The organism is Marivita sp. (genome assembly GCF_022763305.1).
Classification (GTDB): domain Bacteria; phylum Pseudomonadota; class Alphaproteobacteria; order Rhodobacterales; family Rhodobacteraceae; genus Marivita.
The window spans coordinates 1-5,178 of sequence record NZ_JALEGT010000073.1; the positions used below are offsets into that span (position 1 = coordinate 1).

8 protein-coding genes and 1 pseudogene are annotated in these 5,178 nt (G+C 59.8%); 1 reads left to right on the forward strand and 8 read right to left on the reverse strand.

All coding sequences use genetic code 11. From position 1 onward, the window contains the following. Both petA and MRY75_RS14425 read right to left on the reverse strand, forming a co-directional pair. The coding region (gene petA / locus MRY75_RS14420) for a ubiquinol-cytochrome c reductase iron-sulfur subunit (protein ID WP_292308703.1) at nt 1-502 on the reverse strand (502 nt) is incomplete at its 3' end. A 108-nt stretch (nt 503-610) separates the two neighbouring features. After that, nucleotides 611-1,135: a hypothetical protein gene (locus MRY75_RS14425; protein ID WP_292308704.1), complete on the reverse strand. Its 525-nt coding sequence runs from the start codon at nt 1,133-1,135 to the stop codon at nt 611-613. A 76-nt stretch (nt 1,136-1,211) separates the two neighbouring features. Between MRY75_RS14425 and MRY75_RS14430 the strand changes: the two genes are divergently transcribed. Next, nucleotides 1,212-1,775 carry a Crp/Fnr family transcriptional regulator gene (locus tag MRY75_RS14430; protein ID WP_292308705.1) on the forward strand — a complete coding sequence of 188 codons (564 nt, stop codon included), beginning with the start codon at nt 1,212-1,214 and terminating at the stop codon, nt 1,773-1,775. Here MRY75_RS14430 and MRY75_RS14435 read toward each other — a convergent pair. The 6 genes and pseudogenes from MRY75_RS14435 to MRY75_RS14460 all read right to left on the reverse strand — a co-directional run. Next, nucleotides 1,772-2,221 carry a DUF411 domain-containing protein gene (locus MRY75_RS14435; RefSeq protein WP_292308706.1) on the reverse strand — a complete coding sequence of 150 codons (450 nt, stop codon included), beginning with the start codon at nt 2,219-2,221 and terminating at the stop codon, nt 1,772-1,774. The two genes, MRY75_RS14430 and MRY75_RS14435, sit on opposite strands and share 4 nt — an antisense overlap. A 3-nt stretch (nt 2,222-2,224) precedes the next feature. Beyond that, the gene (locus MRY75_RS14440) at nt 2,225-3,136 is read right to left on the reverse strand and encodes a sterol desaturase family protein (protein WP_292308707.1); all 912 of its coding nucleotides are present in this window, start codon (nt 3,134-3,136) and stop codon (nt 2,225-2,227) included. A gap of 48 nt (nt 3,137-3,184) precedes the next feature. Further along, nucleotides 3,185-3,847, reverse strand: a complete 663-nt coding sequence (locus MRY75_RS14445) for a VTT domain-containing protein (protein WP_292308708.1) — start codon at nt 3,845-3,847, stop codon at nt 3,185-3,187. Nucleotides 3,848-3,850: 3 nt separating this feature from the next. Continuing rightward, nucleotides 3,851-4,297 carry a DUF6010 family protein gene (locus MRY75_RS14450; RefSeq protein ID WP_292308709.1) on the reverse strand — a complete coding sequence of 149 codons (447 nt, stop codon included), beginning with the start codon at nt 4,295-4,297 and terminating at the stop codon, nt 3,851-3,853. A 97-nt stretch (nt 4,298-4,394) separates the two neighbouring features. Continuing rightward, nucleotides 4,395-4,835: an ion channel gene (locus MRY75_RS14455; RefSeq protein ID WP_292308710.1), complete on the reverse strand. Its 441-nt coding sequence runs from the start codon at nt 4,833-4,835 to the stop codon at nt 4,395-4,397. An 86-nt stretch (nt 4,836-4,921) separates the two neighbouring features. Beyond that, a pseudogene (locus MRY75_RS14460) lies at nt 4,922-5,178 on the reverse strand (rhodanese-like domain-containing protein); the annotation flags it as partial.

A 5,178-nucleotide genomic window follows, 5' to 3' on the forward strand; every position in this document is an offset into this window, starting at 1 on the left:
TCTCCGGCGCAGGCCCTTTGCGAATGCGTCCAGCGGTATCGTAATGCGACCCGTGGCAGGGACAGAACCACCCTCCGAAATCGCCCGCGCCATCGCCAAGCGGGACACATCCCAAATGGGTGCAGACACCGATCATCACCAGATAGGCGTCATAGCCCAAAATGGCGCGGTTCTCATCCTGCGCTGCGGCCTCGCCGGGAAGATTGGGATTGCGCGCCTCGGTGTCCGGCAAGGTGGAGACCGCCTGTTCACGCGCCTGGGCCATCTCAGCTTGCGTCCGGTGGCGAATGAAGACGGGCTTTCCGCGCCAATTGACGGTCAGTTGCGTGCCTTCGGCGAGCCCGGAGATATCCACCGAGATTGTCGCCAGGGCGCGCACATCTGCCGAGGGGTTCATCTGGTTGATCAGCGGCCAGAGCGCCGCACCCGAGGCGACCACGCCCGCGCCAGCAGTGGCGTAATACAGGAAATCCCTGCGTTCAGTGTTATCGGTCGCATCCATAGCATGGCAAATGTGCAACCTTCCCGCGCCGGAACGTCAACGCGGGTTTTGTAACGGTTTGTCTGCAACCCGGGGCCTGGCGGAGGGAAACTGTGGCCGATCATCGGCTCAGCGGTGGGGTGGTGCGCCTTTTGCCATCATTAGATGATGCTCCTGGTGATGCGCACCGATGGTCATCAGACCGAAGAACCCAAGACCCTGTATCTGGTCGGAATCACCATCGACGAGGAGGGCAACACCGTCCCTGAGATCCTCTGTCGTGACGTCCCAACCCGTCTCGACCGCAAGGAAAGGCGCATGGGCAGGCACCATGGTGCGCATGGCCTCGAGAACGCGCGATGCCCCCCGGATCTCGAATCTGATACCGGCGGGCCGCACACTGCGGGTAACCTCGGCCTCCGTCGTCACAAGCTCCATGTCAACGAGATGTCGCCTCAGAGCCGCTATATCGACATTTGCCCAATCGGTATCGGGATCGGCGCGTAGGAGCGCCACGATGTCGGCCATGGCGGCAAAGGCCGATTGCCCGGTTTCCTGTGGGCCCGGCATCGCATGCCCGGTCGCGGAATGGCTGTGCTGGGCCGCGACGGGTCCAGACAATGACAGGGCAAGCAGGAGAGCAACAAGGCGCATGACGGGCTCCTTTTGAACGGCAAGATACCCGTTTTTCCTAGCACGCAGGCCTGCTCTAGAATATGATTTCAATCATATGTTGCCAGAACCCTATGACCTTCTCCCGACATCTGCGCGTCAGTCGCAAACAATTGCGGCTGGCGACGTGCTCTTTCGACAGGGTGCACGGACCCGGGGCCTCTATGTGCTGAAGACCGGGCGTGTGCATCTCGAACGGGTTGGTCCGAATGGCGAGCGCCTCATCATTCACCGGGCGACATCCGGGACCAGCTTTGCCGAAGCCTCGGTCTTTTCGAAGCACTATCATTGCGATGCCATCGTGATGGATGCAGGTGAGTTGGTCCGGATCGACAAATCCGCGGTTCTCGCCGGCTTCGCGAACCCGGACTTTGCGCGGGCCTATGGACGCCAGGCGGCCCAACAGGTTCAGGCGCACCGGCAGATCATTGAAATTGTCGGCATCCGCCGCGCCGAGGATCGGGTGATGGCGGGGATCGTTACGGGTCTTCTGGAGGGCACAGTCGTCGACTTTGCCGCCCGTCTCCAGCTGACGCATGAGGCGACCTACCGTGCGCTGCGGGCGCTTGTCGAGGCGGGCCGGGTCACAAACCCGTCCCGTGGGACCTACCGATTGGCCTAGCTGTGACTGGCAAAGACCGATGTCGCGCCATCGGGCCCGACAAGCAGCGTATCAAACGTATCGCCGGCCCCGGGACCACCCATGCCGGGGGAACTCATCGGCATACCCGGCACGGTGAGCCCGCGCGCCGCCGGTTGCTCTGCGAGAAGCCGGGCGATGTCTTCTGCCGGCACATGGCCCTCGATGAAATAATCGCCCACCACGGCGGTGTGGCAACCGGCCAGTTCCGGCGCGATCTGGAGCCTGTCTTTCAGCGCATAGAGGGCGTCCTGCTCGACATCCTGGACCTCGACCTGGAATCCGGCCTGCCGGACATGATCGACCCAGGCGGTACAGCATCCGCAGGTCGGGGATTTGACAACCTTTATGGCCGGTGCGGTATCGGCCATGGCCGGAAGCGCGATTGTGGCGGCAGCGCCGGTCAGTAGAAAGGTGCGTCGTATCATTCATCAATCCTTTTCTTCGGTATCTGGAATATTGGTCTTATCGGACTGGGAGTCGAGCGCCTGTTCGGACTGCGGTTCGCTATTCCCGGACATATCGAGCGCATATCCGCTTGCTGGTCCCCGGATCGGCTGAACCAGCATTCTGTCGATCCACAAATCTCGCGTCGTCCGAAATTGCTCGATACCTATTTCCATGCCGGTGTGTCCCTTCGCAGGTTGCGCGACATAGGTCCCGAGAAGCCGATCCCACCAAGGCAGGTTGAAACCGTAATTCGAGTTCGTTTCCCGCGGATCGACCGAATGGTGGACGCGGTGCATATCGGGGGTGACGATAATCCACCTCAGCCAGCGGTCGACGGACGGCGGCAGACTGATATTGGCGTGGTTGAACAGGGCCGTGGCGTTCAGGATCACCTCGAACAACAAAACCGCGACGGCAGGGGGTCCCAGGGCAGCGACGACTGCGAGCTTGAACACCATCGAGATCAGGATCTCGATTGGATGAAAGCGCAGGCCGGTCGTTGCATCAAATTCAAGGTCCGCATGATGCATGCGGTGCAGGCGCCAGAGCGCAGGAATGGCGTGAAACATCACATGCTGCAGGTAGATCGCGATGTCGAGCAGCAGCATTGAGACGAGCACAGCCGCCCAGAACGGGACCTCCACGGTGTTGAACAAACCCCAGCCACGGTCTTCGGCGGTGACTGCGAGGCCCACTGCCAGAATCGGAAAGGTCAGACGCAGGATTGCCGTATCGATCACGACAAGCGCGATGTTGTTGGTCCACCGGATGACACGCGGAATGTCGCGCCGACGACGAGGAGCGGCGATTTCCCACAGCGCCATGGCCGCAAGGACGCCGAGGAACGCCGTCAGGCGAATGGCCGGTTCCGAACCAAGGATCGTCTCGGTCATGTTTTGACCTCGTATGTTTTCAAAGCCACTTGAGAATGACTGGCCATGTCAACTCTCCTTCCGTTGTCTGCCGGTCTTTCGCGTCGCGGCGAAGAGAACCGACAGGCCGGTAAAGGCACCGAGGGCAAGCGCGGTCCAGGTGGCGGTGCGGGCATCTCCGTTCATCGCCTGGCTTCCCATGTGAGCGAGGAGAAAGCTCGCCGGGATAATCCCGGCCATTGTGGCCAGCGCGAACCTCCAAAGGTACAGCTTGCTCAGACCGGCGGCGTAACTGATCATGTCGAAGGACAGAAATGGCAGCAGGCGGCTGCCGAAAACCAGAAAAGTCAGCATGTTCTGTGACCCGAACAGTCCCGTGTTTATCTTCTGACCGAGATGACGCTCAACGAACGGTCGGCCCAGGCTGCGCGCCAGACCAAAGGCGATAAGCGCACCGAGTTCTGCGCCAAGAACGACAAGGATCGTTCCAAAGGTATGTCCATAGGCGGCTCCGGCAGCGAGAGCGATGGGCGCGGAGGGCAGGGGGCTCGCCACGATAGCGAGTGTCATAAGCGCGACGATGACAATTGGACCGGCAAGACCTGCGGCCTCGATCCAGCGGTCGATTTCCGCGCGCGAGGGCAGGCGAATGTCAATGCCGAAGACATCCGGGAATGCCAAGGCGACAGTTCCGACAAGGATCATAGCAAAAAGAAGTACACGCCACTTCATGGTTCAAAACACGCCATAAAGCAGGATGAAAAAGGCCGCTGCGAGAAGGTCGAAGGAAACGCAAAACGGAATCCAGTTCGGAACGCTGGCGAGACGGCGAGACTTGTGGTGCAAGATGTCCCATAAGGCGTGCAGGGCCAATCCCAAAGGAAGGAAGGCCCAATGCCATATCAGCCCCAAGAACGCCGCCAGGCCGAACAAAAGAGCGACCGCGAGCTCTGCCCAAAACACGCGGGGATGGCCGTCCGCGGCGCCAAAGCCGATATAGGCGCCACCGATCAAGGCAAGCGTGATCGAAGCAAGAGCCACCGAGGTTCTCTCATCCAGAAACAGGTGAGCCGACAATGACAGCAGGACCAGGAACGCACCGATCCGCACGGGAAATTTCACGATATCGCTGTGACGATGCCGGGATGCGGGATCGCCGGTTTTTTCGACTATCTGTGCCATAGCTTGCTACCTAGGTATTCCAGCCACTGGAAGGTCAAGGGATATTCGGACAGGCGCGCATTGAGTTAGTGGTTTGCCCGCTCAACCCGGGTGGCTGTCATCGGGTATCTTTCGCCTTCTGCCAGACTTGCTGGCAAGCAGAGTAAAGAAACGTCGCCGACCAGGTCAGCAGCATGAAGCCCAAAAGTGATTGGAGCATCAGCAACAGCCGAAAGGGTCCGGCCACCTCGAGGGACGAATAGCCAAGGGTCGAGAAGGAGATGCCTGTCACATAGAGAATATCCTCAAACAGCGGCGGGCTATTTCCGAACGATTGCGGTAGCACGCTTTCCACCACCATCGCGTTGAACACGGCAAGCGTGACAAGTTCCAGAACGTGGAGCAGCAACAGGACGGAAAATGTGAGGATGATCCGCAAGCCCGATCCCTCCGACCGGTGTGGAGAAAACCTCAGGATGCCCGACAGCGCGTAATGATGGACAGTTCCCATCAGGACCGCCGCGCATGTTACAACAAGCATCGCCATCGATACGGTCATTCGACCAGACCCGCCTTACTGCTCAACCAGACCAATTTGACCATATATCAGGCTCTTGTCACAACCTGGCGTCAGGCCTTCGCGGGTCAGGCCAATTCGGCGGGCAGCCCCTTCAGGGCGACAGTGATCTGAATGGTTGGCAAGCCCGATGCGATCCAGCCTTTTCCGTCGCTTGAACCCAGCATCCCCTCCGAGATATCAGCGTAGCCTGAGTAACCAGCTTGTTTCAAAGCGCGAAGCAAGGAAGCAGAGCGTCCGCCCGTCGCGCAGATCAGTCCAACGATACGATCACCGCTTAATTCCTTTGCCTTGAACAAGCGGTCCGGAAAGCCGGTCTCGTGCA

Excerpts from the sequence above, each read along its gene's own strand:
- MRY75_RS14425 (WP_292308704.1), bottom strand. The coding sequence starts at position 1,135 with ATGCGCCTTGTTGCTCTCCTGCTTGCCCTGTCATTGTCTGGACCCGTC.
- MRY75_RS14455 (WP_292308710.1), bottom strand. The coding sequence starts at position 4,835 with ATGACCGTATCGATGGCGATGCTTGTTGTAACATGCGCGGCGGTCCTG.
- MRY75_RS14435 (WP_292308706.1), bottom strand. The coding sequence starts at position 2,221 with ATGATACGACGCACCTTTCTACTGACCGGCGCTGCCGCCACAATCGCG.
- MRY75_RS14450 (WP_292308709.1), bottom strand. The coding sequence starts at position 4,297 with ATGGCACAGATAGTCGAAAAAACCGGCGATCCCGCATCCCGGCATCGT.
- MRY75_RS14440 (WP_292308707.1), bottom strand. The coding sequence starts at position 3,136 with ATGACCGAGACGATCCTTGGTTCGGAACCGGCCATTCGCCTGACGGCG.
- MRY75_RS14445 (WP_292308708.1), bottom strand. The coding sequence starts at position 3,847 with ATGAAGTGGCGTGTACTTCTTTTTGCTATGATCCTTGTCGGAACTGTC.
- MRY75_RS14430 (WP_292308705.1), top strand. The coding sequence starts at position 1,212 with ATGTTGCCAGAACCCTATGACCTTCTCCCGACATCTGCGCGTCAGTCG.